This is a genomic window from Pseudomonas sp. PSE1(2024), assembly GCF_050990555.1.
GTDB lineage: Bacteria > Pseudomonadota > Gammaproteobacteria > Pseudomonadales > Pseudomonadaceae > Aquipseudomonas > Aquipseudomonas aphyarum.
Genome location: NZ_CP158967.1, coordinates 4,657,680 through 4,683,444, shown reverse-complemented (window position 1 = coordinate 4,683,444; position 25,765 = coordinate 4,657,680). Strand labels below are relative to the sequence as shown.

General features: G+C 60.4%; 19 protein-coding genes. 11 read left to right on the top strand and 8 right to left on the bottom strand.

Going from position 1 to position 25,765, the window contains the following annotated elements:
• Window positions 1-49: 49 nt before the first annotated feature.
• Window positions 50-1,963, top strand: a complete 1,914-nt coding sequence (locus tag ABTV87_RS21170) for an NEL-type E3 ubiquitin ligase domain-containing protein (protein ID WP_433898305.1) — start codon at window positions 50-52, stop codon at window positions 1,961-1,963.
• Between the two features lie 24 nt (window positions 1,964-1,987).
• Here the strand turns inward: ABTV87_RS21170 and mnmC are convergent, their stop codons facing one another.
• Window positions 1,988-3,967 carry a bifunctional tRNA (5-methylaminomethyl-2-thiouridine)(34)-methyltransferase MnmD/FAD-dependent 5-carboxymethylaminomethyl-2-thiouridine(34) oxidoreductase MnmC gene (gene mnmC, locus ABTV87_RS21165; protein ID WP_433898304.1) on the bottom strand — a complete coding sequence of 660 codons (1,980 nt, stop codon included), beginning with the start codon at window positions 3,965-3,967 and terminating at the stop codon, window positions 1,988-1,990.
• Between the two features lie 172 nt (window positions 3,968-4,139).
• Here mnmC and pap point away from each other — a divergent pair, with 172 nt between their 5' ends.
• Window positions 4,140-5,654 (top strand): polyphosphate:AMP phosphotransferase, encoded by a 1,515-nt coding sequence (gene pap / locus ABTV87_RS21160; protein ID WP_433898303.1) that lies wholly within the window; start codon window positions 4,140-4,142, stop codon window positions 5,652-5,654.
• 102 nt (window positions 5,655-5,756) lie between these two features.
• Window positions 5,757-6,941 (top strand): thiolase family protein, encoded by a 1,185-nt coding sequence (locus tag ABTV87_RS21155; protein ID WP_258712169.1) that lies wholly within the window; start codon window positions 5,757-5,759, stop codon window positions 6,939-6,941.
• Between the two features lie 129 nt (window positions 6,942-7,070).
• On the opposite strand, the gene ABTV87_RS21150 is transcribed toward ABTV87_RS21155, so the two are convergent.
• Window positions 7,071-7,265 (bottom strand): DUF6316 family protein, encoded by a 195-nt coding sequence (locus tag ABTV87_RS21150; RefSeq protein ID WP_085607257.1) that lies wholly within the window; start codon window positions 7,263-7,265, stop codon window positions 7,071-7,073.
• A 215-nt stretch (window positions 7,266-7,480) separates the two neighbouring features.
• On the opposite strand from ABTV87_RS21150, the gene ABTV87_RS21145 reads away from it, so the two are divergent.
• Window positions 7,481-8,440, top strand: a complete 960-nt coding sequence (locus tag ABTV87_RS21145; protein WP_433898302.1) for a DMT family transporter — start codon at window positions 7,481-7,483, stop codon at window positions 8,438-8,440.
• 122 nt (window positions 8,441-8,562) lie between these two features.
• On the opposite strand, the gene ABTV87_RS21140 is transcribed toward ABTV87_RS21145, so the two are convergent.
• On the bottom strand, window positions 8,563-9,957 hold the full coding sequence (locus ABTV87_RS21140) for a class II fumarate hydratase (protein ID WP_085607253.1): 1,395 nt from the start codon (window positions 9,955-9,957) through the stop codon (window positions 8,563-8,565).
• 193 nt (window positions 9,958-10,150) lie between these two features.
• Between ABTV87_RS21140 and ABTV87_RS21135 the strand changes: the two genes are divergently transcribed.
• The 5 genes from ABTV87_RS21135 (at window position 10,151) to ABTV87_RS21115 (ending at window position 14,488) form a co-directional block, all read left to right on the top strand.
• On the top strand, window positions 10,151-10,669 hold the full coding sequence (locus tag ABTV87_RS21135; protein ID WP_085607251.1) for a DUF2059 domain-containing protein: 519 nt from the start codon (window positions 10,151-10,153) through the stop codon (window positions 10,667-10,669).
• 12 nt (window positions 10,670-10,681) lie between these two features.
• Window positions 10,682-10,981 (top strand): BolA family protein, encoded by a 300-nt coding sequence (locus ABTV87_RS21130; protein WP_007950896.1) that lies wholly within the window; start codon window positions 10,682-10,684, stop codon window positions 10,979-10,981.
• Between the two features lie 117 nt (window positions 10,982-11,098).
• Entirely contained in the window at window positions 11,099-12,040 is a 942-nt protein-coding gene (locus ABTV87_RS21125) for a rhodanese-related sulfurtransferase (RefSeq protein ID WP_007950897.1), read from the top strand.
• Window positions 12,041-12,075: 35 nt separating this feature from the next.
• Complete coding sequence (locus tag ABTV87_RS21120) at window positions 12,076-12,678, top strand: DsbA family protein (protein WP_433899873.1); 603 nt, start codon at window positions 12,076-12,078, stop codon at window positions 12,676-12,678.
• Window positions 12,671-14,488, top strand: coding sequence for an ABC transporter ATP-binding protein (locus tag ABTV87_RS21115; protein WP_108562942.1), 1,818 nt, complete (start codon window positions 12,671-12,673; stop codon window positions 14,486-14,488). The genes ABTV87_RS21120 and ABTV87_RS21115 overlap by 8 nt, the downstream gene beginning before the upstream one ends.
• Window position 14,489: 1 nt before the next feature.
• Here ABTV87_RS21115 and ABTV87_RS21110 read toward each other — a convergent pair whose 3' ends face one another.
• A complete protein-coding gene (locus ABTV87_RS21110; RefSeq protein WP_433898301.1) occupies window positions 14,490-18,644 on the bottom strand; it encodes a hypothetical protein in 4,155 nt (1,384 codons plus the stop codon).
• Window positions 18,645-18,864: 220 nt separating this feature from the next.
• On the opposite strand from ABTV87_RS21110, the gene ABTV87_RS21105 reads away from it, so the two are divergent.
• Both ABTV87_RS21105 and ABTV87_RS21100 read left to right on the top strand, forming a co-directional pair.
• Window positions 18,865-21,327, top strand: coding sequence for an EAL domain-containing protein (locus ABTV87_RS21105; protein WP_433898300.1), 2,463 nt, complete (start codon window positions 18,865-18,867; stop codon window positions 21,325-21,327).
• A 46-nt stretch (window positions 21,328-21,373) separates the two neighbouring features.
• Window positions 21,374-22,168 carry a TenA family transcriptional regulator gene (locus ABTV87_RS21100; RefSeq protein ID WP_433898299.1) on the top strand — a complete coding sequence of 265 codons (795 nt, stop codon included), beginning with the start codon at window positions 21,374-21,376 and terminating at the stop codon, window positions 22,166-22,168.
• Between the two features lie 61 nt (window positions 22,169-22,229).
• Here ABTV87_RS21100 and ABTV87_RS21095 read toward each other — a convergent pair whose 3' ends face one another.
• The 4 genes from ABTV87_RS21095 to ubiG all read right to left on the bottom strand — a co-directional run bounded on the left by ABTV87_RS21095 (window position 22,230) and on the right by ubiG (window position 25,715).
• Window positions 22,230-23,156: a GGDEF domain-containing protein gene (locus ABTV87_RS21095; protein ID WP_433898298.1), complete on the bottom strand. Its 927-nt coding sequence runs from the start codon at window positions 23,154-23,156 to the stop codon at window positions 22,230-22,232.
• Window positions 23,157-23,519: 363 nt separating this feature from the next.
• A complete protein-coding gene (locus tag ABTV87_RS21090) occupies window positions 23,520-24,260 on the bottom strand; it encodes a YciK family oxidoreductase (RefSeq protein WP_258712163.1) in 741 nt (246 codons plus the stop codon).
• Between the two features lie 80 nt (window positions 24,261-24,340).
• Complete coding sequence (mupP, locus tag ABTV87_RS21085) at window positions 24,341-25,012, bottom strand: N-acetylmuramic acid 6-phosphate phosphatase MupP (protein WP_085607243.1); 672 nt, start codon at window positions 25,010-25,012, stop codon at window positions 24,341-24,343.
• A 4-nt stretch (window positions 25,013-25,016) separates the two neighbouring features.
• Window positions 25,017-25,715, bottom strand: coding sequence for a bifunctional 2-polyprenyl-6-hydroxyphenol methylase/3-demethylubiquinol 3-O-methyltransferase UbiG (gene ubiG, locus ABTV87_RS21080; protein WP_007950906.1), 699 nt, complete (start codon window positions 25,713-25,715; stop codon window positions 25,017-25,019).
• Window positions 25,716-25,765 lie beyond the last annotated feature (50 nt).

Genomic DNA, 25,765 nt, shown 5'->3' with positions numbered 1-25,765 from the left:
CAAGCCCGAAGACAGTTGGCGTTTGCGAAGCCGGTTACTCGACACCGCTTTGGATGAGCGTGAGGGCTGTAACCGCGTCTTGAACGGCGACAGGTTCGAGCCACCGGCCCCTGAACCGGCATGCAGGCTTTCCGATCCACCCGCTGAAGCCACGCATCATCCGCAACGCCTGTTGCGCAAGGTGAAAAAACTCTACCCCTTGTTTTCCGATATTCAGGCCCGGGAGTTTCTTGATCAGTTGGGCGCAGACCATCTGACACGCGCACTCAGGATCAGGCAATTGCAGGATGACCTGGCGCGCCTGCGAGAGGTGCTCGATACCTGGATGGACGATGCCGCGGCCATCAAGGCTCAGGGCGGGATATCGAGTGAAGTGCGCGAATGCCGGCATCTCGTGGCGTACGAGATCGAAGACAGTTTTCGCCGGCTGGTTTTACTGCCCGACGAGTATTACCGTCCGGCCTATGGCCTGAAGCTCGATGGCATGCGGTTCGGAAAGCTGCCGATCCTGCCGCCCGGGCTGAGCTTCGATCACGTGAGGCATCTGTCACTGCAAAACATGCAGCTGGACAATGATGTCGCGTATTTCCTCAAAGCCTTCAAGAACCTCGAGACACTTGAGCTGGGTCGCAACAGGCTCACCCAGTTCCCGGAGGCGGTCTCGCTCATGCCGAATCTCAGGCGTTTGGGCCTGATGCACAACCGTCTTCAGATGACCGAGCATGCCCTGGTGAAATTGTCGCGAATGCGCAATTTGCAAAGCCTGGACCTGAGCGAAAACCCTCTGGGGGCGACGGTGGACGTCAGCGGGATGTTCGAGCTGTCTGACCTGAGCGTGCGCAATACCCGAACCACTGAACTACCCAAGGGGTTGCACCGTTTGCCAAACCTGGATCGGGTAGATCTGCGCGACAATGACATTCGCGATTTACCACAGTGGCTGTTTGAAACACCGCGGCGCTTCAGTGAAACGATCAATCTGCGCAACAACCCGATTTCCGCTCTCAGCAGTACTCATCTGGAGAACTACCGCAAGAAAATCGGGGTCGGCATGGGGTATCTGGAAAACGATATCGCGCGCCTGGATGAACACCAGGCACGTTCGATCTGGCTGACCGAAACCGGAGGAACGGTGGGTTCCAGGCGGCTGCAAACATGGAACGCGATCAACGACGATCCGATGGCTGAAGGCCTGTTTCATTTGCTGGCGGAGCTGGGCAATACCGCTGACTCCGAGTTCGTGCGAGAGGATATGTCCAGGCGGGTCTGGGCGGTGCTTGAGGCGACGCAGGCCAACGCCGAACTGCGCGAGCAGATTTTCAATCTGGCGGCCAACCCGATCAATTGCACGGATAGCGCAGCGCTGAACTTCAGTCATCTGGAGGTCGCCGTGCATGTGCGCAATGTATTGCGCTTTGCCGGTGAGAGGCAGGTCTCCCCGACGGTCCTGATGAAGCTTGCCCGAAGCTTGTTCCGGCTTGAGCAAATCGACCTGATAGCGGCGGAACACGCCCGGGATCAAGGATCCCCCGACCCTCTGGAAGTGACCCTTGCGTATCGCACGGGGCTGGCACGGGCGTTCGACCTGCCTGGGCAGGCGGCGCATATGCGTTACAGCGAACTGGCTGATGTGACGAGTGATGAATTGATAGCGGCGCTCCACCGAATCCAGACGGCTGAACTGTCCTCCAGCTGGGTGAAGTTTCTGGTTCGCCAGCCGTTCTGGAGTGACTACCTGAAAACCCGTTTCGCGCAGCAGTTCGAAGACGCCATTGCCCCTCACCATGAGGAAGTTCAGGCACTGTTCGAAAAAGCTCAGGAACTCACTTCTGCCGACTACCTGAGTGAAATGGGTCTGTGCACCTCGCGTAAGCAACAGACCGAGAACGCCCTGTTGCAACGCTTGACCCAGCGTATCGCGGAGCAGATCGAGCGGGGCACCTGCATCGTGCCCGGTGACTGACAGCGTCTGGACGGAGCGCCCGGTTCACTTGCCGCGAATCAACTGGCGCAAGGCAAAGCGGTTTGGATGACAAGCCTCGGCCACGGCTCTGGGCAGCGGCAGCGGTTCGTTGTCCAGCCACGCGGCCAGCAACTCGCCAGACAATGGCGCCGTGATCAAACCGCGTGAACCGTGGCCACTGTTGACGTACAGGCCGTCCAGCCACGGGCAGGGAATGTCCGGCACTTGCCGGGCATCCTTGCTCAAGGCGCGATAGGCCTCGGTGAAGGCTTCGCGATCGGCGAGCGGGCCGACAATCGGCAGGTAGTCGGGGCTGGTGCAACGGAACGCGGCGCGGCCCTCAAGGCTGTCGGTGTCGAGTTCGCCGATGTGCAGGCGTGCGACCAGATCCGTGGAGATCTCTTCGAGCATCGCCAGGTTGCCCAGGTGTTCGGCGGTGGTCGGTGTCAGGTCGTCGCTGTTGAAATCGAAACTGGCGCCGAGGGTGTGTTCGCCCAGGCGTGCCGGTGCGACGTAACCTTCGGCGCACACGACAGTGGTCAACGCCTGGCTTTGTGTGGTCTGCGTCAGCCGGGTGATCTGCCCGCGAATACGCTTGAGTGGCAGGTCGGCACTCTGGGGGAAACGCTTGATTTCGGCGGCACCGGCCAGCACCACGACGGGTGCTGTTGCGATCAACCTTTCCCCGTCGAAGGCTTGCCACTGACCGTCGACCTTGCGCAGTTCAACGGCTTCTTGATGGGTGAGCAGCGTGACGCCCGGTTGTGCGGATTGCGCCTGACACAGCGCTGGCGGATGCACCCAGCCACCCTCGGGATAATACAAACCACCATGGGCCAGACCGACCCCGGCACGGGCCTGCGCTTCGGGTTGATCAAGCCATTGCAGAAGGTCTTCGGGGAACGCGGCCGCCAGTTGCGCCTGACGCTCGCGTTCCTTTTCATTGAACGCAAGTTGCAGCACGCCGCAGTCGTCCCAGTCGGTGCCGCGTTGCAGGGTTTCCAGCAGGCGTCGGGTGTAGCCGAAACCGCTGACGATCAACTGCGACAGTGCGGTGCCATGGGCGGACAGTTTCAGGTACAGCACGCCTTGGGGATTGCCCGAGGCTTCCTGTGCTACCGCGTCATGCCGTTCCAGCAGACTGACTTGCCAACCCCGCGCCGCGAGGCTGGCTGCCGTGGCGCAACCGGCCAGACCGGCACCGATCACCAGGGCGCGACGCTCACCGCTCAACGGAGCCGGGCGGGCGAACCACGGTTTTTCGGCGGCGGGGGGCGCAACGTCCTCGGGCCAGCCGAGAAATTGGCCGCGCAGGATCTCCCACTTATGGCCGATGCCCGGCGTGCGCTTCATCTTGAAGCCGGCGGCGTTCAGCAGGCGCCGTACCCAACCGGTGCTGGTGAACGTGCTGATGGTCGAACCGGGCGCCGCCAATCTCGCCAGTTCCGCGAACAGTTCGGCAGTCCACATCTCCGGGTTTTTCGCCGGGGCGAAACCGTCGAGAAACCAGGCGTCGATCTGGCCGTCCAATTGCGGCAACTGCTCCAGTGCATCACCGATCAGCAGCGTCAGGGTCACACGACCGTTATCCAGAACAATGCGCTGAAAACCCTGATGAATTGCCACGTAATGCTTGAGCAACTGATCGGAGAACAGCTTCAAGTCGGGCCACAACGCCAGCGCCCGTTGCAGGTCGGCAGGGCTCAACGGAAATTTTTCGACGCTGACAAAATGCAGCCGCGCACCGGCCACCGCATGCTGTTCGAACAACTGCCAGGCGCAGAGAAAATTCAGCCCGGTGCCGAAGCCGGTTTCACCGATCACCAGTCGCCCACCCGCCGGCAGCGCGGCAAAACGCTCGGCAAGACGGTTCTGTTCGAGAAACACGTAGCGGGTTTCATCCAGCCCCGACTGGTCGGAAAAATACACATCGTCGAACACTCGCGAACGCGGGCGTCCCTGGTCATCCCAGTCGAGTTGGGCGTGGGGCATTACAGGTTTCATGGCAGGCTCGGCAACGACAAGGCGGCCATTCTAGCCGATCACGCAGGCGGCGCTTGATCCATGGCAAGCCTTGCTGACGATCACTCAAGGACAATCCGCCGCCGGCGGGAATTTCTGTGCCGCGTCAGAGCCCAATCCGCTAGTCTTGCTGAATCCTGGAAGGAGCCGTCCCATGTTCGAATCCGCTGAAATCGGTCACGCCATCGACAAAGACACCTACGAAGCCGCCGTGCCCGCCCTGCGTGAAGCGTTGCTTGAAGCCCAGTTCGAGTTGCAGCAGCAGAAGCGTTTCCCGGTGATCATTTTGATCAACGGCATCGAAGGCGCCGGCAAGGGCGAGACGGTGAAGTTGCTCAACGAGTGGATGGACCCGCGCCTGATCGAAGTGCGCACCTTCGACCAGCAGACCGATGAAGAGCTGGCACGGCCACCGGCCTGGCGTTACTGGCGGATGCTGCCGGCCAAGGGGCGGATGGGGATTTTCTTCGGCAACTGGTACAGCCAGATGCTGCAGGGCCGGGTTCACGGCTTGTTCAAGGATCCGCGTCTGGATCAGGCGATTGCCGGCGCCGAGCGCATGGAAAAGATGTTCTGCGATGAAGGCGCGCTGATCTTCAAGTTCTGGTTCCACCTGTCCAAGAAACAGATGAAGGCGCGGCTCAAGGCCCTGGCCGATGACCCACTGCACAGCTGGCGCATCAGTCCTCTGGACTGGCAGCAGTCGGAAACGTACGACAAGTTCGTCAAATACGGCGAACGCGTGTTGCGTCGCACCAGCCGCGATTACGCGCCGTGGCATGTCATCGAGGGTGTCGATCCGTACTACCGCAGCCTGACGGTCGGCAAGATTTTGCTCGAAGGCCTGCAAAACGCGCTGAAGCGTCCCGATGTGCACCCGCATGATGTCAGCGCCCAGCCGCTGGGCTCGTCGGTGGATCAGTTGAACCTGCTCGACAGCCTCAACCTGACTCAGCGTCTGGAGAAGAAAGACTACGAAGAGCAATTGATCACCGAGCAGGCGCGGCTGTCCGGCCTGATGCGTGACAAGCGCATGCGCCGTCATGCGCTGGTGGCGGTGTTTGAAGGTAATGATGCCGCGGGCAAGGGCGGTTCTATTCGTCGTGTGGCGGCGGCGCTCGATCCGCGCCAATACAGCATCGTGCCGATTGCCGCGCCGACCGAAGAGGAAAGGGCGCAGCCGTATCTGTGGCGTTTCTGGCGGCACATTCCGGCGCGGGGCAAATTCACCGTGTTTGATCGCTCGTGGTACGGCCGGGTGCTGGTGGAGCGGGTCGAGGGCTTTTGCAGCACCGCCGACTGGATGCGTGCCTACGGCGAAATCAATGACTTCGAGGAGCAACTGGCCGACGCCGGGGTGATCGTGGTCAAGTTCTGGCTGGCGATCGACAAGGACACGCAGATGGAGCGCTTCCAGGAGCGCGAAGAAATTCCGTTCAAGCGCTTCAAGATCACCGAAGACGACTGGCGCAACCGCGACAAGTGGGACGCCTATCGCGCCGCCGTCGGCGACATGGTCGACCGCACCAGCACCGAAATCGCGCCGTGGACCCTGGTCGAGGCCAATGACAAGCGCTGGGCCCGGGTCAAGGTGCTGCGCACAATCAACCGGGCGCTGGAAGAAGCGTTCGAAAAGTCCGACAAGCGAGCCAAGAAGCACAAGGACTGAACCGATGGGCCCGCATACGCGAGGTGAATGATTGTCGCGGTCGGCGATTGGGTGGACTTATGCTCGGTCCACTCTCAACCGACTGCAACAATGAGGTATGCCATGCGTGAAGTGGTGATCGTCGACAGCGTACGGACCGGCCTGGCCAAGTCCTTTCGCGGCAAGTTCAACCAGACCCGTCCCGATGACATGGCGGCCCATTGCGTCAATGCGTTGCTCTCGCGCAACGACATCGACCCGGCCAGCGTCGAGGATTGCATCGTCGGCGCCGGTTCCAACGAAGGCGCCCAGGGCTACAACATCGGTCGCAACGTCGCGGTGCTCTCGCAATTGGGCACCGGCACGGCGGGCATGACCCTCAACCGTTTTTGTTCCTCAGGCTTGCAGGCGATTGCGATTGCCGCCAACCAGATCGCGTCGGGTTGCAGCGACATCATCGTCGCCGGCGGCGTCGAGTCGATCAGCCTGACCCTGAAAAGCGTCAACACCGATCACCTGATCAACCCGTTGCTCAAACAGCAGACCCCCGGCATCTACTACACCATGGGCCAGACCGCCGAAGTGGTGGCGCGCCGTTATGGCGTCAGCCGCGAGGCGCAGGATCGCTACTCGCTGCAAAGCCAGATTCGCACTGCACAGGCGCAGGCCGCCGGCCTGTTCAACGATGAAATCGTGCCGATGGCGGTGAAGTACCGCGTTGAAGACAAAAACAGTGGTGAAGTGCAGGTCCTCGACGGCATCGTCGATCACGACGACTGCAACCGCCCGGACACCACCTATGAAAGCCTTGCCGGGTTGAAACCGGTGTTCGCCGAGGACGGTTCGGTGACTGCCGGCAACTCGTCGCAGTTGTCTGATGGCGCCTCGATGACGCTGGTGATGAGCCTTGAAAAAGCCCTGCAACTGGGGCTCAAGCCGAAGGCGTTTTTCCGTGGGTTCACCGTGGCCGGTTGCGAGCCGGACGAAATGGGTATCGGCCCGGTGTTCTCGGTGCCGAAGCTGCTCAAGGCCAAAGGCTTGCAGGTGGCGGATATCGATCTGTGGGAATTGAACGAAGCGTTCGCCTCGCAGTGCCTGTACGCCCGTGATCGTCTGGAAATCGACAACGAGAAGTACAACGTCAACGGCGGCTCGATTTCCATCGGTCACCCGTTCGGCATGACCGGGTCACGGCAGGTCGGGCATCTGGTGCGCGAGTTGCAGCGGCGCAATCTGCGCTACGGGATCGTGACCATGTGCGTGGGCGGCGGGATGGGCGCGACCGGGTTGTTTGAGGCTGTGCGTTAAGTCCGGGAATTTGTTTTGCTCTCTCGATAGCTTTCGCGAGCAAGCTCGCTCCCACAGTTGACCCTATTCTTATTGAAGGAATGTGATCGAATGTGGGAGCCAGCTTGCTCGCGAATGGGGCGACCGGATCTACCTGCCAGCATCCCGCAACTGCATCCGCGCGATGTAGGCGCGGATTTCCTGCTCGGCTTTCTCGGGGCTGTCGAACGGCCCTTCGAGGGTATTTTCCCGGGTGCTGAAATACAGGTCGCCGTTGACCCGGCACACGCGGTCGCTGCGAAAGCGCGTGGCGGGGGCGGTGTCCTGGGCGCGCATGCCTAACATGACGGGGTCTCCTTGGTGATTGATGTCCCGGGCTGGATCCAAGAAGCTTATGCCTGAACCACTTACCTTGCCCGGCCGGCCGATCAACGGCCCATCGTCAATTTTCCGCTGCGACCTGCACAGTTTCATTTGCGGCTGGAGCGCAACTGTCCCTGTGTCGGGCAGGGTCTGTGCGCCTAGAATGAGCGCTCCTGTCTCTGGCGCTTGGGGTTCTCATGCACGTTTCATCGGGTCGTTGGGTGTACGGCATGTTCCTGGCGTTGTTGACGGCGTTTTTGTGGGGAATCCTGCCGATCAAGCTCAAGCAGGTGCTGGTGGTGATGGACCCGGTCACGGTGACCTGGTTTCGCCTGCTGGTCTCCGGCGGCTGTCTGTTCATTTATCTGGCGGCGACCAAAAGGTTGCCGAGTCGCAAGGTGCTCGGGCCTAAGGGCGGCTGGCTGGTGCTGATGGCGGTGCTCGGGCTGGTAGGCAATTACGTGCTTTATCTGATGGGCCTGAACCTGCTCAGCCCCGGCACCGCGCAACTGGTGGTGCAGATGGGGCCGATCATGTTGCTGATCGCCAGTCTGTTCGTGTTCAAGGAGCGCTTCAGTATCGGTCAGGGCATTGGGCTGGCGGTGCTGTTGATCGGGTTTGCGCTGTTCTTCAATCAGCGTCTGGCTGAATTGCTCACCTCTTTGTCTGACTACACCGCCGGCGTGTTGCTGGTGCTGCTGGCCTCGACCGTCTGGACTTTTTACGCGCTGGGGCAGAAGCAACTGCTGACAGTGTGGAATTCGCTGCAGGTGATGATGGTGATTTACCTGTTCTGCGCCCTGTTGCTGACGCCTTGGGTGCATCCGCTCGAAGCGCTGTCGCTGAATCCGTTGCAGGGCTGGCTGCTGCTGGCGTGCTGCATGAACACCCTGATCGCCTACGGCGCGTTTGCCGAAGCACTGGCGCACTGGGAAGCTTCACGGGTCAGTGCGACGCTGGCGATCACGCCGTTGGTGACGTTCGGTGCAGTGGCCGTGGCGGCGGGGGTGTGGCCGGAATATGTGCATGCCGAACAGATCAATCTGCTGGGGTATGGCGGGGCAGTGTTGGTGGTGCTGGGTTCGGCGCTGGTGGCGCTCGGGCCTTCGCTGATTGCCGGGCTCAAGGCCCGGCGGATGCGCATGGCAGCAGGTTAATCGAGTCATCGTTCTTCGCGAACAAGCCCGCTCCCACTTTTAACCGCATTCCTGACATGGGATTGCGGTCAACTGTGGGAGCGGGCTTGCTCGCGAAGACTGACTTACAGACGCTGCAGATCTCAGCCCTTGGCGCCGGCCTCGATCATGTTTTCCGGCCGCACCCAGGCATCGAACTCTTCATCGGTCAGATAACCCAGCTCCAGCGCCGCTTCGCGCAGGGTCTTGCCTTCGCTGTAGGCTTTTTTGGCGATTTCCGCCGACTTGTCGTAGCCGATGTGCGGGTTCAGCGCCGTTACCAGCATCAGCCCGCGTTCCAGATGTTTCGCCATGACTTCGGCATCCGGCTCAAGCCCGGCGATGCAGTGCTGCTGGAAGTTGCTGCAGCCATCGGCCAGCAGACGGATCGATTGCAGCAGGTTGTGGATGATCACCGGTTTGAACACGTTCAGTTGCAGGTGACCCTGGCTGGCGGCGAAACCGATCGCCACATCATTGCCCAGCACCTGGCAGGCGAGCATCGACAACGCCTCGCACTGGGTCGGGTTGACCTTGCCGGGCATTATCGAACTGCCCGGTTCGTTGGCCGGCAGGCGCACTTCGGCAAACCCAGCGCGGGGGCCGGAGCCCAGCAGACGCAGGTCGTTGGCGATTTTCATCAGTGCCACGGCGAGGGTTTTCAGGGCACCGGAGAGGGTGGTCAGCGGCTCATGGCCGGCGAGGGCGGCGAACTTGTTCGGCGCGGTGACGAACGGCAGACCGGACAACGCCGCCAGTTCAGCGGCAATCGCTTCGCCGAACCCGTGGGGCGAGTTGAGTCCGGTGCCGACCGCGGTGCCGCCCTGGGCCAGTTCGCAGACTGCCGGCAACGCCGCGCGAATCGCCCGTTCGGCGTAATCCAGCTGCGCTATGAAACCGGAGAGTTCCTGGCCGAAAGTGATCGGCGTGGCGTCCATCATGTGGGTGCGACCGGTCTTCACCAGCTTCATGTGCCGCGCCGACAGCTCGGCCAGGCCACCCGAAAGCTCGGCGATCGCCGGCAGCAGTTGGCCCTGCACCGCTTGCGCGGTGGCGATGCTCATGGCGGTGGGGAAGCAGTCGTTGGAGCTCTGCGAGCGGTTGACGTGATCGTTGGGGTGCACTGGCGTCTTGCCGCCACGCGGGTTGCCGGCCAGTTCGTTGGCGCGGCCGGCAATCACTTCGTTGGCATTCATGTTGCTTTGGGTGCCGCTGCCGGTCTGCCAGACCACTAGCGGGAATTGGTCGTCATGCTGGCCGTCGAGCACTTCGTCGGCGGCCTGTTCGATCAGGCGGGCGATGTCGGCAGGCAGGTCGCCGTTGCGGTCGTTGACCCGGGCCGCGGCTTTCTTGATCAGGGCCAGGGCGTGCAGGACCGGCAAGGGCATGCGTTCCTGACCGATCGCGAAGTTGATCAGCGAGCGTTGCGTCTGAGCGCCCCAGTAAGCGTCGTCCGGGACCTCGATCTGGCCCAGGCTGTCGGTTTCGATACGGCTCATCGTGCACACTCCTGTTGGTCTGTTTGCGCAGTTTAGGCCGGTGTCGGCCCGGGTGGTTCCCTCCGGCCGATTGTTGACCGGCAAATCCCCGCCAATCAAGCGCGGCAAGGCCCGGGGGTTGAGCCGCAGCGTTATTCAGGCGCAGAATGGTCGCCCTTGGGGTTTTACCTCGCCTAGCTGAAAAGGAAACTCGATGACTCGTCTTCGTGCCATCTGCACCGCGGTTGCCCTGGTTTGCGCCAGCGGCCAGGTGCTTGCCGATACCGCCAGCCACAACGCCAGTGCCGAAGCTTTCCTGACCCTGGCACACGCTGACAAGCTGGGCACTCCGGTGTACATGCAGGTTCAGCAGATGTTCGCCCAGCGTTTTGAACAGACCAAGGCGCCGGAATCCAAGAAAGCCGTACTGGATACCTACCAGGCCAAGGCCAACGCCGCTCTGGACCAGGCCATTGGCTGGAACAAGCTGAAACCGGACATGGTCAAGCTCTACACCACCAATTTCAGCGAATCCGAGCTCAAGGACCTGGTCGCGTTCTACCAGTCGCCACTGGGCAAGAAAGTCCTGGAAAAAATGCCGCAGCTGACTCAGCAATCGGCGCAGATGACCCAGGCCAAGCTGGAAAGCGCCGTACCGGTGGTCAACAAGCTGCTGGACGACATGACCAACGAGCTGGCACCGAAAGGCGCGGCTCCGGCCAAGAAGAAGTAAGCGGAGTTCGTGATGACCATGCAACAACGCATCGAATCGACGCTGGCGCTGCTTCAGCCTGAGCATCTGCAAGTGCTGGACGAAAGTCACATGCACAGTCGCGGGTTGCAGACCCACTTCAAGGCAGTGGTGGTCAGTGCGCAGTTCGAAGGCCTGAACCGGGTCAAGCGCCACCAGAAAGTCTACGGCACGCTCGGCGAGCTGATGGGCGAGTTCCATGCGTTGGCGCTGCACACCTACACCCCGCAGGAATGGGCAGAGACAGGCGTCGCTCCGGCGTCGCCGACCTGTGCCGGCGGCAGCAAGCATTGAGCCTTGCAGCAATGAACTGAGGTTTTTTGCTAGAATCCGCAACGCGCCGCTCACCCGGCGCGTTTTTTTTCGCATCCGGTTCACCCTTTACGAGGGTAGCCACCTGGAGAAATACCCATGACACAACCGATTGTCGTGGCGGCACTGTACAAGTTCGTCACCCTCGAAGATTACGTCAACCTGCGCGAGCCGCTGCTGCAAGCGATGGTCGACAACGGCATCAAAGGCACCCTGCTGATCGCCGAAGAAGGCATCAACGGCACGGTTTCCGGCAGCCGTGAAGGCATCGACGGCCTGCTGGCCTGGCTGCGCAACGATCCGCGCATGGTCGACATCGATCACAAGGAATCATACTGCGACGAGCAGCCGTTCTATCGCACCAAGGTCAAGCTCAAGAAAGAGATCGTGACCCTGGGCGTCGAAGGCGTCGACCCGAACAAGAAGGTCGGCACCTACGTCGAACCGCAGGACTGGAACGCGCTGATCAGCGACCCGGAAGTGCTGCTGATCGACACCCGCAACGATTACGAAGTCTCGATCGGCACCTTCGAAGGCGCCATCGATCCGAAAACCACCAGTTTTCGCGAATTCCCCGACTACATCAAAGAACACTTCGATCCGGCCGTGCACAAGAAGGTCGCGATGTTCTGCACCGGCGGCATTCGCTGCGAAAAAGCCTCGAGCTACATGCTCGGCGAAGGTTTCGAAGAGGTTTATCACCTCAAGGGCGGCATCCTGAAGTACCTCGAAGAGGTGCCGCAGGAAGAGACCAAATGGCAGGGCGACTGCTTCGTGTTCGACAACCGCGTGACCGTGCGTCATGACCTGAGCGAAGGCGACTACGATCAGTGCCATGCCTGCCGCACCCCGGTCAGCGTTGAAGATCGCGCCTCCGAGCATTACGTGGCCGGCATCAGCTGCCCGCACTGCTGGGACACCCTGAGCGAGAAGACTCGCCGCAGTGCAATCGACCGCCAGAAGCAGATCGAACTGGCCAAAGCGCGCAACATGCCGCACCCGATCGGCTACAACTATAAGCAAGCATCCACCGAGGCTTAATCATGTCTGCACGCCTGCTCTATGTGATGGATCCGATGTGTTCGTGGTGCTGGGGATTTGCCCCGGTGGCCAAGGCATTGGTGGAGCAGGCGCAGGCAGCCGGGGTGGAACTGCACCTGGTGGTCGGCGGGTTGCGCACCGGCAGTGGTGCGGCGCTGGAGCCGACTACCCGGCGCTACATTCTCGAACACTGGCAGGCGGTCGCCGAGGCCACCGGCCAGCCGTTCAAGCTGGAAGGCGCGTTGCCGGACGGCTTTGTCTACGACACCGAACCTGCCTGCCGGGCCATCGTCACCGCACGCAGCCTGGCACCGGATTGCGCGTGGAAACTGGTCGGGTTGATCCAGCACGCGTTTTACGCCGAAGGTCGCGATGTCACCCAGGCCAGCGTTCTGGTGGAGCTGGCCGAGAAGGCCGGCGTCCCGCGCATCGAATTTGCTGCCCTGTTTGATCATGCCGATCAGCACAAGGCGACCCAGGCCGATTTTACTTGGGTGCAGGATCTGGGCATCGCCGGATTCCCGACCCTGCTCGCCGAACGCAACGGCCAACTGGCGTTGCTGACCAACGGCTACCAGCCGCTCAGTGAACTGTCGCCGTTGCTCGGTCGATGGCTGGAGCGCGCGGCCTGTGTCTGACCCGGCCGATGACACGCCAGCCGTCAAGCGTGTCGACCGGCTGAGCTGGGCTGAAGTCCGGCGACTGGCACTTCATCACAAAAAATCCCTGTGGATCGCCAACGGCGTGGCCGTACTGGCGACGCTGTGCAGCGTGCCGATTCCGTTGCTGCTGCCGTTGCTGGTGGACGAGGTCCTGCTCGGCCACGGTGATGCCGCGCTGAAAGTCATGAACCATGTGCTGCCCTCAATGTGGCAGCAGGCGGCGGGCTACATCGGCCTGATGCTGGTGGTGACGCTGACTCTGCGTTGCAGTGCCCTGTGTTTTGGCGTGTTGCAGGCGCGGTTGTTTGCGCGGCTGGCCAAGGACATCGTTTATCGCATTCGCGTGCGTTTGATTGAACGACTCAAACGGATCTCCCTCGGCGAATACGAAAGCCTGGGCAGTGGCACGGTCACCACGCACCTGGTCACCGACCTCGACACCCTCGACAAGTTTGTCGGCGAAACCCTCAGCCGTTTTCTGGTGGCGATGCTGACGCTGGTCGGCACCGCCAGCATCCTGATGTGGATGCACTGGAAACTGGCGCTGCTGATCCTGCTGTTCAACCCGTTGGTGATCTACGCCACGGTGCAGTTGGGCAAGCGGGTCAAGCACCTGAAGAAACTGGAGAACGACAGCACCTCGCGCTTCACCCAGGCGCTGAGCGAAACCCTCGATGCAATCCAGGAAGTGCGAGCCGGCAACCGGCAGGGCTTTTTCCTCGGACGGTTGGGTCTGCGTGCGCAGGAAGTGCGCAACTACGCGGTTAACTCGCAGTGGAAGACCGACGCCTCGAACCGCGCCAGTGGTCTGCTGTTCCAGTTCGGCATCGACATCTTCCGCGCGGCGGCCATGTTGACGGTGTTGTTCTCTGACCTGTCGATTGGCCAGATGCTCGCGGTGTTCAGCTATCTGTGGTTCATGATCGGCCCGGTCGAACAGCTGCTGAACCTGCAATACGCTTATTACGCGGCGGGCGGTGCGCTGTCGCGGATCAACGAACTGCTGGCTCGCGCCGACGAGCCGCAATACCCCGGCGGCGTCGACCCGTTCAAGGGCCGCGATACCGTCGGCATTCAGGTGCAGGGTCTGAGCTTCGGTTACGGCGACGAACTGGTGCTGGATCAGTTGAACCTGTCCATCGCTCCCGGTGAGAAAGTGGCGATTGTCGGTGCTAGCGGCGGCGGCAAAAGTACCCTCGTGCAATTGCTGCTGGGCCTGTACACACCGCTGGCCGGGACGATCCGTTTCGGCGGATCGTCCCAGCAGGAAATCGGCCTGGAAACGGTTCGGGAAAATGTCGCGGTGGTGCTGCAACATCCGGCGCTGTTCAACGACACCGTACGCGCCAACCTGACCATGGGCCGTACCCGCAGCGATGAAGCCTGCTGGCAGGCACTGGAAATCGCCCAGCTCGAACCCACCATCCGCGCCTTGCCGGACGGCCTGGACAGCATCGTCGGCCGCTCCGGCGTGCGGCTGTCTGGCGGTCAGCGTCAACGTTTGGCCATCGCGAGGATGATCCTCGCCGAGCCGAAAGTGGTGATTCTCGATGAGGCGACGTCAGCCCTCGACGCCGCCACCGAATACAACCTGCACCAGGCCATGGCGCGCTTTCTCCATGGCCGCACCACGTTGATCATCGCCCACCGCCTGTCAGCGGTGAAGCAGGCAGATCGGGTGCTGGTGTTCGACGGCGGGCAAGTGGCCGAGGATGGCGACCACCAGCAACTGATTGCCGATGGCGGGTTGTACGCCAAGCTTTATGGGCATTTGCAGAGGTTGTAGATCATTTCCATAGCACCTCCAGTGCGTTGGCCGTGCCGTCGTAGCCAAACTCTTTGACGATCACTGAACAACTGGTGCATGGAGGCATGGTTGTAGCCACGTCGACCGAAGCGATCATGTGGTTTTCGGGGTATTTCTTGCGAAGCACACTGATCAGTTTGGCCTCGCTGTCCAGAGAGGTCGGCCGACGGGTCAGCGCAGGCGTGTAGGTGTCGATGTCCTTTATCGTATGGGGAATCGCCACCAATTGCCCTTTGCTCGAGACTTCCAGTGAGGTTCTGTTGAAGGTCTGGTCGAAGTCGATATTGAAGTAGGTGGTGTCGCCGATGATCACTTTGTCTGACATGGGCAGCGCCTTGAAAAGCGGCAGTTCGCCAGTCAGTCCTTGCGAGCCGGAAACGCTTATATAGACCTCACGGTTTCCGGTAGCGGTCACGATGTCTGCATAGGCGATGTTTCTCGAATTCTGTGCTCGATAGCTGCGAGGGAGCAGCGCTTGAAGCTTGTCCATCGCCTTATTGATTTTCAGATCTGCGTGCTGCCGGACATTGATTGTTTTCTCGCAAAACAGCGTATCGAAGATATCGGCGGTTCGTTGGCGAAAGCTGTCTGAAGCATCCCTGCTACGTGACCAGGATGCAGCACCATTCGGCAGCCGGCTGACGATCATGCGCGTGGAATGATCGAACAACACCGCTTCACCGGGGCTGGTATCGACTTTAAGCAGTTTGAGCGTGTCGGGCGGGTTCGCATGGCCACCAATGCGAATGGCAATTTTCTCCATGGTTTCGAGGGCGCGTTCCACGGCTGGAATACCGTAGATTCTCGCCATGTTGTTGGCGTTGAGAGACCCGGTGTACACCGTCATCAGCTCACCCTTCAGATTGGCAGGCAGGGTATTGGCCTTGCGCAGCGTCAACGGAGTGGTGAGGCTCTGACCTTTGGGCAGTTCGGCGACGTAGAAGGATCCGGCGTCCAGTCGGGTGAACACATAGTGCCTTGAGTCGTCGATAGCGGGGACGATGATGGCGCCGGCCTCGAAGGTGTCGAACTGATTCCGGGTGCCGAAGGGGATATCCACTTTGATCCTCCCGTAAATCCCTTTTTGAAACGCTATCGCCGCCAAGTGTCTGCTTTTCTTTTTCAGGGACTTGAGCAGCATCGCTCGACCCGCTGTGGCCGGGGTGTAAATGCTGTCCCCGAACCAGGGTGCCCAGCCTTTATCCGTGTCGTAAGTGCCGTTGGCTGGCGTGGGGGCCGGATTGCGGGTGACATAGCTCGTTTTACAGGCGTCCGACCCCGGCATGCGCCGCACTCTGCAGGGCAGGGCTTTGAGTAGCGACTGATCATCGATCAGGTCGGCGCGGCGCAGCTGGTTGCCGTCCGGTCGATAAGGGATGTCATCAATCAGCAGCGTGGTTCGACCATCGACCTCAAGCACTTCACGAACATGGGCGTTTTCTGGAACTTGCGCAACGACGTGGGTTTCGCTCGGGGGCAATGTCTTGAAGCCGGATCGACCTTGTGCGAGATTTTTGCCGTTGTTGCGCAGGCGCGGGCCGTAGGGCAGGGAGGTCATCGGGTCGACCAGATGAAAGCGTTCCAGTCCCGAAGAGTCTGTATGGCGCAGGAGTACATCATCAATACCGTTGACCGTCGCGAGCTGATCACCGTTCGTCAGCGGCTTCCAGTCCCCGGGATCGATGGCTTGTGGCAGATTCTGGACCAGGCGGAAGCCATCGGCCTTTCCCGTCAGTTTTCTGATGCCGACAACGCTCATTCCGCCGATGAAGAGCAGCCCTTTTCCGGCACCGCTTCCCAGTCCCTTGAGCAGCGAGGGAATACCGTCCAGTGGGTTGAGGTTCGCCAGTGAGCGGGTGAGGAGTTGGCGGGCCAATGTCGAAAACGGCGGCAGCGTTGCATTGACGACCATGCGAGTGGTGCCGGCAGCGGCGCGGAGTAGGCGCACCGAACCCGAGATGAATTTGCCGATCGGGCACAGGAACGAAGCCAGGTCGAACAGCAGTCCGATCCCGCCCAGGGCTTTGCTTTTGACATCGTCGGAGAGCAGGTCCTCGATGCTGCCCCAGAAAGGAACGAACCCTTTGACGATCGTCACGAATACTTCCAGCCGTTTCTCGATCTTCGCCCTGTGCCTGTCGAAGATTGTCATGCCTCGGGCTTGCTGGCGCAGGTGTTCTTCATCGACGTAGAGGTAGTTTGTCGCGATGTAGTTGGCCAGTGCGTCCAGTCGTGATGTCAGCGTCGCAGCATCGGTCCCGGTATCCATGGAGGCTGCGGCTATAGTGCCCACGGTGTCGAGGTAGCCGATGTAGGCCCCCCGGGCGGCAGGTGTCCTGCCGTGGAGATGGGCCGACCAGTCGAGCAGCAACGAAGTACTGATGTCACGCTCGGGTGAATAGGTTTGCCCGGGGATGGTGGCGTGCAAGGCAAACTCGGTCCGAACGCCATTGACGGTTGAAAACCTCAAAGTGGGTCGAAGGCGAATGACACCGGCACTCGGGATCAGCTCGTAGTAGGCAATATTTCCCTGGTGGGTCACTTTTATAACGAAGCCCTTCCTGGCCCGGGTCAGATCCGGCGGTTCGTTGGGTACTGATTTTCGACGCATCCCCAACAACTCGATTTCACCCATTGCCAATGCCTGGCGTTCGCTCGCTGGCAGTGAAGTCAGCAAGCTGGCGATCAAGGTCTGATAGGGCGGCCTGATCGTCGCCAGATATTGGTTGAAGGCGCTTTCAAACTGCGCATTGATATCCGGCAAGGATTTGCCGGCCCAGCTGTAGTCATCTGCATTTACCCGTTCATAACCACCCCGCGAGTTTTCACGCTCGGCATAGAGGACGCGCTGGTCATCCAGCCGGAGTGCTGTGGTGGATCGCGTTGTGCCGTCGGGCATGGAGACAATCCATCGCTTTTCGCCATCGAGCTGGCCGTCTGCATAGACATCCAGAAAGTCGTGGCCCTGCTGATTCTTCTGGTCCAGTGGTGCTCTTGAATGACTATGGCTCGGATCGGCAGACATCAACTTGCGTCCGTCCTTGTTGAATGTAAAACCACTGAACCGGTCAGCCAGCACGTCCCTGGCCATCTGTATCCGGTCAGGCGGGGTTGAATCCAGCGTCATCACGGCCTTGTTCAGGTTTTCGCTTTGTTCTTCCAGCGCAGTCAGCGCTCGCTTGATGTCTTCCTGATCGTGACCGGATGCCGCTCGCGCCGGGATGACGCCAGTGCACACCGCCCATTCAAGGGCGGGGCCTATTCGCAGTCGTGCAATTGTTTCCAGCTCTGCGGGGGAGGCGCCAGCACTGCGTTCAAGAGGCAAACTGACCAGTTGCTGGAAAGACAAGGGTTGAGACTGATCCAGGCCAAGCACCTCGGCCAGCAGCACGCCGTGCATGAAGTTCACCCACACGATCGACGTCTTGTAACGAAGCTCGGGCGGGATATCGCGCACGGCAAAGTCTTTCGACAGGCGATGTTGAAACACCTGGGCCAGCAGGATCGCCTCTTTGGTAGTGGCAACCCGTCGGGTACGCAGCAAATGCTGTTCGAAATCGCGGCGCAGGGTCTGGTAGCTTTTGCCCCAGTGAGCAGGGTCTTGCCAGTGGAATCCGGCGAGCTCCTGCGACTCGTCGGGAGACGGCGCATGCAAATGCAGGCAGATGGCTTTGCATGACAACTGATAGCGCACGGACGACGGCGTCTGTTCGCCGGGGGATGCACCGAACCATTTGAGCCTTTTCAGCAGCCGTTCTGTCAGGTCCAGTGATTCGGGGGAATTCAGTACTCGCTGGAGGAAAACCGAAGGGGTCGCGCGCAGTTCGTCCGTGTCGGCGAGCCGCAGGATATCGCCACTCAAATGACGGATCAGCGAAGGTTTGCCGATCAAAAAGGTTTTGACCGTGTCGAGCATTCGTTCATTGATGCGTTGTGCCATGTACTGTTCGAGGGTCATGGCGGGTGTAATAGCCGGTGTTGCGACTCGGGCTGCCTTGAACCTTTTGCGGTCCCGGCCGGTCGGTTGGGGAATCAGGGATTCGATATCCGGGCCGGTAGCCAGTCCAAGCGCCTCGATGGCGCTGGTTTCTGCGGTTGTCGATAGATCGGTTGAAGCTGAAGACGTCGAGGGCATGTCACACTCCTTGTGAAGGCATTCCCGTTACAGAGGGGGGGAGACCTGAAGTGCCCAGTAAATCGATGCCGCCAGCGACCGTGGCTGTACATATGTCTATCCGGCGTTTGTCCTGAACTGAGGCGGATCCGCCGCTTGCCGGAAACCCGAACGCCTCCTAGTCTTTGGGGGTTGGTCTGATAGAGACGGACAATCAGGCAGTGACCACGCAAGGAACTCCATGAAGCAAAAGCGGACTCTCGGAACGCCTCGGTTGCTGGGCATCGTCTGGCCATTTATCGCCGTCGTGTTGTTTCAAGCCTTGTTGGGGGGCGTGAGTCTTTACGTCCTGTCGGCCGTTCGCGGCTATGTCGCTGGTGAAAGCCTTTGGTCCAAGGGCCAGAAAGACGCGATCTATTACCTCAATCTCTACGCGGACAGTCGCGACGAGGCGATTTACCTTAAATACCAGAGCGCCATTGCCGTGCCTCAGGGCGGCCATCAATTGCGCCTGGCGCTGGACAAGCAACCGCCCGACCTGCAGGCGGCGCGGGAGGGCATTCTCAAGGGCGGCAACCACCCGGATGATGTTTCCAGCCTGATCTGGCTGTATCTGAACTTTCGTCACTTCAGCTATCTGGAAACCGCCATCGACCGCTGGACGCTGGGCGACGCCTATCTGGTGGAACTCGACGGCGTGGCGCAGGAGATGCATCAACGTATCACTGCCAATGCCGCCACCGAGGCTGATATCCACCGCTGGAAAGACCGGATCTTTGCAATCAATGACGGCGTGACCCCGGCCGCCAAGGCGTTCAGCGATGCATTGGGTGAAGGCTCGCGGATGATTCTGCGGCTGCTGCTGTTCACCAACCTCGCCACCGCGCTGGGCCTGATCGTGCTGGCGCTGCTGCGTACCCGCAAGTTGCTCAAGCAACGGCATGCCTTCGCCGAAGCGCTGCAACTGGAAAAGGATCGGGCCCACGTCACCCTGCACTCGATTGGCGATGGGGTGATCACCACCGATGTCAGCGGGGCGATCGACTACATGAACCCGGCGGCCGAGGCGTTGACTCACTGGAAGGCCGAGCAGGCTGCCGGTCTGCCGCTGGCGGCGTTGTTCAACTTGCTGGATGACAATGCCCAGACCGAAGGGCTGACCCTGATCGAACACATTCTCAGTGGCCAGCTCACCGGCGGCAGCGAACACTCGAAGCTGATTCAGCGGCTGGACGGCAGCACCGTGTCGGTGACCCTGGTCGGCGCGCCGATCCGCAATGCCGGCAAGGTCAGCGGTACGGTGCTGGTGCTGCATGACATGACTCAGGAGCGGCAATACATCGCCAATCTGTCGTGGCAGGCCACCCACGATGCGCTGACCGGCCTGGCCAACCGTCGCGAGTTCGAATACCGTCTCGAACAGGCTCTGCATAACCTGACGCGGCAGGCCGGGCGACATGCGCTGATGTTCCTCGATCTCGATCAGTTCAAGCTGGTCAACGACACCTGCGGGCACGCGGCAGGCGATGAGTTGCTGCGCCATATCTGCGCGTTGCTGCAATCGGGCTTGCGTGAGGGCGACACCCTGGCGCGGCTGGGCGGCGATGAATTCGGGATCCTGCTGGAGAACTGCGCACCGGAGGCGGCCGAGAAGATCGCCGAGAGCTTGCGCCAGACCGTACAGAACCTGCATTTCGTCTGGAAGGGACGGCCGTTCCTGACCACCGTCAGCATTGGTCTGGTGCACGTCGCACAGAACCCGACCACCCTCGAGGCCTCGTTGCGGGCCGCCGACATGGCCTGCTACATGGCCAAGGAAAAGGGCCGCAACCGGGTGCAGGTCTACCACGCCGACGACTCGGAACTGTCCCTGCGTTTCGGCGAGATGGCCTGGGTGCAGCGCCTGCACATGGCCCTGGAGGAAAACCGCTTCTGTCTCTACGCCCAGGAAATCGCCCCACTGGGTTCGGTTGCCGGTGGCACCCGCGGGCACATCGAAATTCTGCTGCGCCTGCATGACGAAGCGGGCCGGATGATTCTTCCGGACAGTTTCATACCGGCGGCAGAACGTTACGGTTTGATGACGTCGCTGGATCGCTGGGTTGTGCAGAATGTATTTAAGGTAATTGCCCAATGTATTAACGAAGAGTGCGAAGGCCCTCTGGCAATGTGTGCGATTAATCTTTCAGGCATTACTATCGGAGATGACGCGTTTTTGCACTTTCTACGCGAGCAGTTTGATAACTACGGCGTACCGCCTGAAATGATTTGTTTTGAAATTACAGAAACCAGTGCCATTGCAAATCTCGGGAGTGCAATCAGATTTATTAATGAACTCAAAGGCTTGGGTTGTTATTTCTCACTCGATGACTTTTGTGCCGGAATGTCTTCATTCGCTTATCTGAAACATTTGCCTGTAGACTTCCTGAAGATCGACGGGAGTTTCGTAAAGGATATGCTGGACGACCCGATTAACCGTGCAATGGTCGAAGTGATCAATCACATCGGGCATGTCATGGGTAAGCAGACAATTGCCGAGTTTGTCGAAACAGCGCAGATCGAGCAGGCATTGCTTGAAATCGGCGTGGATTACGCTCAGGGTTATGTTGTGGAGCGTCCGCAGTTGTTTACCTGTGACAGTTTGCAAAGTCGGCCCGCCAGACCGCAGCCGTTGTTATTCAAGGCGCCTGGCACGTTCCGTTGAAGTCTCTTGCCGATCCGTACAATCACAAATCAAAAGGAGCCGAACAGTGATCGACACATTCAACCGAACCGGACCACTCATGGAAGCTGCAAGTTATCCCGCCTGGGCGCAACAGTTGATCCAGGATTGCAGCGAGAGCAAACGCCGGGTTGTCGAACATGAACTTTATCTGCGCATGCGTGATAACAAGCTCAGCGCCAAAACCATGCGCCAGTACCTGATCGGGGGCTGGCCCGTCGTTGAGCAATTCGCGTTGTACATGGCGCAGAATCTCACCAAGACCAAATTCGCCCGTCATCCGGGTGAAGACATGGCGCGGCGCTGGTTGATGCGCAATATCCGCGTCGAACTCAACCACGCCGATTACTGGCTGCACTGGAGCCGGGCCCATGGGGTGAGCCTGGAAGACCTGCAAGCGCAGCAAGTGCCACCGGAGTTGCACGCCCTGAGCCACTGGTGCTGGCACACCAGTTCGGCGGATTCACTGATCGTGGCCATCGCGGCCACCAACTACGCCATCGAAGGCGCGACCGGGGAGTGGTCGGCGCTGGTGTGTTCGACGGGTGTCTACGCTGCGGCCTTCCCTGAGGAAGATCGAAAGCGGGCCATGAAGTGGCTTAAGATGCACGCCCAGTACGATGATGCCCATCCGTGGGAAGCGCTGGAGATCATCTGCACCCTGGCCGGGTTGAATCCGAGCAAAGCCCTGCAGGCTGATCTGCGACAGGCCATCTGCAAGAGCTACGACTACATGTACCTGTTTCTCGAGCGCTGCATGCAGCTCGAACTGTCGGAGCGGGTGTTAGTCGGGCGTGAACGTCGGGCGCTGGTCGAGAGCTGATTTCGGCAACATCCATAAAAAACGGGAGCCTTGGCTCCCGTTTTTTGTTGGCGGCGAATAGTCAGCCCGCCATGGTCAGGCGATTTCGCCCTTCGCGCTTGGCGACATACAGCGCGCTGTCGGCGCGGCGCAGCAGGCTGTCGGCGGATTCGCCCGGCAACAGGGTCGAGCAGCCGAGGCTCACGGTCAGTTCGATCAATTGATTATTGGCGTAGTAATCCTGGGCCTGCGCTGCCTGACGCAGGCGCTCGCCGACCATGGCGGCCGCATCGCGACCGGTGTTGGACAGCAGGATCAGAAACTCTTCCCCGCCATAACGGAACACCATGTCGACATTGCGCAACTGGCCCTTGATCGATGCCGCCACGGCTTTGAGCACGTCGTCGCCGGCGCTGTGGCCATGGAGGTCGTTGACCTGTTTGAAATGGTCGATGTCCAGCATCAGCAACGACAGCGGTTGCAGGTGCCGGCGGGACATCTCGATCTCCCGCAGCAGCGTCTGCTCCATGGCAATGCGGTTGCCGGCACCGGTCAGCGGATCACGCAGCGCGCTTTGCGTGGCTGCGCGGTACAGCAGCGCATTGCGCATCGGATACAACAGGGCCGACAACAGTGATTCGAGATTGCCCAGTTCCTGTTCGCTGAAGCGCTGGTTACGGCGGAACACCAGTTCACCCATGTGCTCGCCTTCGTGGTTCAGGCTATAGCTGGCCGAGTGATGGCCGCGGGCGCCGAATTCCAGGCGCAGGTCGCTGCCGTTGTGCACGTAGGTCAAGGCGTCCAGCGGCACCAGGCGCTGAACTTCGCGGAAAAACAGACCGAGGATGCGTTGAGGCTCAAGGCTGGTTTGCAGTTGCAGGCTCATTTGCTGGCGCAATTGCGCCAGGCTGACAGGTCGCGCCAGGAGAGGTGGCTGCTGACCAAAGCCCAGGCGTTGCAATTTGGCACTGTCGAAGTCAATTGCAGTGGTCTGGGAGGGTGATTTCATATGGCGTGAGCCCCTAAGCAGTAAGTCTGTCTTACAGGCTGGGTGAGAGCGGCTATGGGCTGCGCGTCATACTGATCCATCAGTCCCGTAGGACATTTGGCGTAAGTTTAGTCTGCCCGATGACGATTAGTCAGCTATCGAATCAGGCCTTGCCCGACTGCCTTCACACGGCGTGCTTTGAGGAAATGTAGAGCGAAAGTCGTGCCATACGGTTCATATTTTATTAAAACCGTTTTGAATCAATGGCTTAAGATTTTAGCGGAAAGAGGGGGCGGTGGTTATTTGACTGAATTTGCCGCGCTCAAAGCGGCAATTGCATGCCGCGACGGTATTCCGCCACGGCAACAAATGCGACGTATGGCATTACTGGGCGTTGAAGGCCTGGCCGTTGATACCGGTGCTGTCGGGGCCCATCAGGTACAGATAGACCGGCATGATTTCTTCCGGAGTCGGGTTGTTCAGCGGGTTTTCACCCGGGTAAGCCTGAGCGCGCATGCTGGTGCGGGTGGCGCCGGGGTTGATGCTGTTGGAGCGCACCGAAGCGACGTTTTCGACTTCGTCGGCGAGGGTTTGCATCAGGCCTTCGGTGGCGAACTTGGACACGCCATAGGCGCCCCAGTAAGCACGGCCCTTGCGCCCGACGCTGCTGGAGGTGAACACCACCGAGGCATCCTGCGACAGTTTGAGCAGCGGCAGCAGGGTGCTGGTCAGCATGAACATCGCGTTGACGTTGACCTGCATGACGCGCATGAAGTTTTCACCGGACAACTGCTCGATCGGCGTGCGCGGGCCGATGATCGAGGCGTTGTGCAGCAGGCCGTCGAGGTGGCCGAACTCGGTCTCGATCATCGCCGCCAGCTCATCGTATTGATGGGGCAGGGCGGTTTCGAGGTTGAACGGGATCACGGCCGGCTGCGGATGCCCGGCCGCTTCGATCTCGTCGTAGATCTGGGTCAGGTTGGCTTCGGTCTTGCCCAGCAGCAGCACAGTCGCGCCGTGGGCGGCGTAGGTCTTGGCGGCAGCCGCGCCGATGCCGCGACCGGCACCGGTGACCAGAATGACCCGATCCTTGAGCAATTCGGGGCGAGCGGAGTAATCAAACATAAGAAACCTCTAATCCATTAACTTCTGATCGTTCCCACGTCTTGCGCGGGAATGCAGCGATGGTCGCTTTGCAGCACCACTCAGCAACTGCACAGCGCGTTGTCGAGCACCTTGCGCAACTCCAGCGGATGATCCACCACCACGTCCGCGCCCCAATGACGAGGGTTGTCGTCGGGGTGAATGTAGCCATAGGTCACGGCAGCGGTTTTGGTGCCGGCGTCACGGCCGGATTCGATATCGCGCAGATCATCGCCGATAAACAGAACGGTCGACGGATCGAGATCAAGCATCTTGCAGGCAAGGGTCAGCATCTCGGGATCCGGCTTGCTGTTTTTCACGTGATCCGGGCAGATCAGCAGCGCCGAGCGCTCGGCCAACCCCAGTTGCTGCATGATCGGCTCGGCGAAGCGCAGCGGCTTGTTGGTGACCACGCCCCAGACCAGATGGGCTTTCTCGATGTCGGCCAGCAATTCGCCCATGCCGTCGAACAGCTTGCTGTGCACGGCGCAACCGACGAGATAGCGCTCAAGGAACTCCAGACGCAATTCCTCGAAGCCCGGCGACTCCGGATCCATCGAGAACGTCACCGCGACCATGGCCTTGGCGCCGCCGGAGATTTCGTCGCGGATGTGCTTGTCGTTGATTGGAGGCAAGCCACGATCCGCGCGCATCGCCTGGCAAATGGCGATGAAGTCCGGCGCGGTGTCGAGCAGAGTGCCGTCCATGTCGAAGAGGACTGCTCTGATGGCCATCGGCTTACTCCTCGCGCAGGGTCTGGATCATGTAGTTGACGTCTACGTCCGCCGCCAGTTTGTAGTGCTTGGTCAGCGGGTTGTAGGTCAGGCCGATGATGTCCTTGACGGTCAGGCCGGCCATGCGGCTCCAGGCGCCCAGCTCGGACGGGCGGATGAATTTCTTGAAGTCGTGAGTGCCGCGCGGCAGCAGCTTCATGATGTATTCGGCGCCGACGATGGCGAACAGGTACGCCTTCGGGTTGCGGTTGATGGTGGAGAAGAATACCTGGCCGCCGGGCTTGACCATGCGGAAGCAGGCGCGGATCACCGAGGACGGGTCCGGTACGTGCTCGAGCATTTCCAGGCAGGTGACGACGTCGAACTGCTCGGGCATTTCTTCGGCCAGGGCTTCGGCGGTGATCTGGCGGTACTCGACGTTCACGCCGGACTCCAGTTGGTGCAGTTGCGCGACCGCCAACGGTGCTTCGCCCATGTCGATGCCGGTCACGGTCGCGCCGCGCTGGGCCATGGCTTCGCTGAGGATGCCGCCGCCGCAACCGACGTCGAGGACCTTCTTGCCGGCCAGATTGACGCGCTCGTCAATCCAGTTGACCCGCAGCGGGTTGATGTCGTGCAGCGGTTTGAACTCGCTTTCGCGGTCCCACCAGCGATGGGCCAGGGCTTCGAATTTGGCGATTTCGGCGTGGTCGACGTTGCTCATGATTCAATCCTCTAAAACTTGAAAAAGGCTGTAGCCCCGGAGTTTGCCCC

Excerpts from the sequence above, each read along its gene's own strand:
- mnmC (WP_433898304.1), bottom strand. The coding sequence starts at position 3,967 with ATGAAACCTGTAATGCCCCACGCCCAACTCGACTGGGATGACCAGGGA.
- pap (WP_433898303.1), top strand. The coding sequence starts at position 4,140 with ATGTTCGAATCCGCTGAAATCGGTCACGCCATCGACAAAGACACCTAC.
- ABTV87_RS21155 (WP_258712169.1), top strand. The coding sequence starts at position 5,757 with ATGCGTGAAGTGGTGATCGTCGACAGCGTACGGACCGGCCTGGCCAAG.
- ABTV87_RS21150 (WP_085607257.1), bottom strand. The coding sequence starts at position 7,265 with ATGTTAGGCATGCGCGCCCAGGACACCGCCCCCGCCACGCGCTTTCGC.
- ABTV87_RS21145 (WP_433898302.1), top strand. The coding sequence starts at position 7,481 with ATGCACGTTTCATCGGGTCGTTGGGTGTACGGCATGTTCCTGGCGTTG.
- ABTV87_RS21140 (WP_085607253.1), bottom strand. The coding sequence starts at position 9,957 with ATGAGCCGTATCGAAACCGACAGCCTGGGCCAGATCGAGGTCCCGGAC.
- ABTV87_RS21135 (WP_085607251.1), top strand. The coding sequence starts at position 10,151 with ATGACTCGTCTTCGTGCCATCTGCACCGCGGTTGCCCTGGTTTGCGCC.
- ABTV87_RS21130 (WP_007950896.1), top strand. The coding sequence starts at position 10,682 with ATGACCATGCAACAACGCATCGAATCGACGCTGGCGCTGCTTCAGCCT.
- ABTV87_RS21125 (WP_007950897.1), top strand. The coding sequence starts at position 11,099 with ATGACACAACCGATTGTCGTGGCGGCACTGTACAAGTTCGTCACCCTC.
- ABTV87_RS21120 (WP_433899873.1), top strand. The coding sequence starts at position 12,076 with ATGTGTTCGTGGTGCTGGGGATTTGCCCCGGTGGCCAAGGCATTGGTG.
- ABTV87_RS21110 (WP_433898301.1), bottom strand. The coding sequence starts at position 18,644 with ATGCCCTCGACGTCTTCAGCTTCAACCGATCTATCGACAACCGCAGAA.
- ABTV87_RS21105 (WP_433898300.1), top strand. The coding sequence starts at position 18,865 with ATGAAGCAAAAGCGGACTCTCGGAACGCCTCGGTTGCTGGGCATCGTC.
- ABTV87_RS21095 (WP_433898298.1), bottom strand. The coding sequence starts at position 23,156 with ATGAAATCACCCTCCCAGACCACTGCAATTGACTTCGACAGTGCCAAA.
- ABTV87_RS21090 (WP_258712163.1), bottom strand. The coding sequence starts at position 24,260 with ATGTTTGATTACTCCGCTCGCCCCGAATTGCTCAAGGATCGGGTCATT.
- mupP (WP_085607243.1), bottom strand. The coding sequence starts at position 25,012 with ATGGCCATCAGAGCAGTCCTCTTCGACATGGACGGCACTCTGCTCGAC.
- ubiG (WP_007950906.1), bottom strand. The coding sequence starts at position 25,715 with ATGAGCAACGTCGACCACGCCGAAATCGCCAAATTCGAAGCCCTGGCC.